Source organism: Actinacidiphila oryziradicis, assembly GCF_005047355.1.
GTDB classification, from domain to species: Bacteria; Actinomycetota; Actinomycetes; order Streptomycetales; family Streptomycetaceae; genus Actinacidiphila; species Actinacidiphila oryziradicis.
This window is the reverse complement of the sequence record NZ_SUMC01000358.1, coordinates 1-1,060: the sequence shown is the minus strand read 5'-3', so window position 1 is coordinate 1,060 and position 1,060 is coordinate 1. Positions and strand designations below refer to the sequence as shown.

At 70.2% G+C, this 1,060-nt stretch carries 1 protein-coding gene; it reads right to left on the bottom strand.

What is annotated here, in order from left to right; translation table 11 throughout:
* Positions 1-240: 240 nt before the first annotated feature.
* Positions 241-972 (bottom strand): hypothetical protein, encoded by a 732-nt coding sequence (locus FCI23_RS55875; protein WP_211265924.1) that lies wholly within the window; start codon positions 970-972, stop codon positions 241-243.
* Between the last annotated feature and the right edge of the window lie 88 nt (positions 973-1,060).

Here is a 1,060-nt window from a genome sequence, read left to right as displayed (position 1 = left end):
CGCGATCAGACCCGTGACCAGCGCCGTGAAGGTTCGGAACGTCGGCGCGGTGAAGTTGCCCCGTACCAACTCCAGTACGGCGAACAGTGAAGCGGGTACAGTCGGCATCGCAGGTATCCCTCCCCGGGCGCGGTCGCCACACCACCGATGCTGCCGCGGCCCCGCCCACCACGGGCCCGAACACCCGGTGCCTCACCCGTCAAGGTGATCGCCGTCCGGCTCCCGCGCCCTGGGTGCGGCCTACCGGCGCGACCAGGACAACCGACGCCGCGGCTGCTCGGGGAAGGCAATGGCACAGTGGAAGCCGTCGTCACCGACGGCGCGCCGCAACGTCCGCGCCACCGCCTCGGGATCGTCATAGGGGCCGTTGACGTAGAAGGGCTTGCCGTCGCGGCCGAAGCGGATCGGGCAGGGGCCGGCGGGCTCACCGAGGACAGCGGCGGCGGCCTCGAAGTCCGCCTCGGGATCGAACCCGAGGTCGCGAGCGTAGGCGGCGGCACCGAACACCAGGGCGCGGGCAAGCTCGGCAGGAACCGGCACATGCCCCTCGAAGGCGCTGAAGTAGCCAGCCCGGTGCCCGCTCAGTTGCCTCTCGCCCATCGGCTCCGGGGCAAGCGCGTTCTTCACCCCCAGACACCACACATCCAGTAGGAACCCGGCGACCTGCGCCTTCGCGGAGCGCGTACTGTCCGCGGCGACGAGCACGGCGACAAGGCCACGCACCTCCTCGGCGTCAGAAGCCCCAGGGTCCAAGGCCGCCCACTGCGGCGCACCCTCAAGATCCACGCTGCGGCTCCAGCCGGCGTTCACCCAGCAACGCGGCTCGTCACGCGCCGACGCCGAGACCTGCACGGCACCGTTGAGCACCCCGACAACATCCCTGGCGCCCACCCCCAACGTCCTGGCAATCGCCTTCGCCGACCGACCCTGCTGGTCCAGTTGCCGTACCTGCTCTACAAGCCGCTCATCCACAGCCTCACCCTACGACCGCCGCCAAGACCGCAGGACCCAAACGCCAACAGCCACACTCGCCAGAGTGACCCCGCGAAAACGTCGAAGG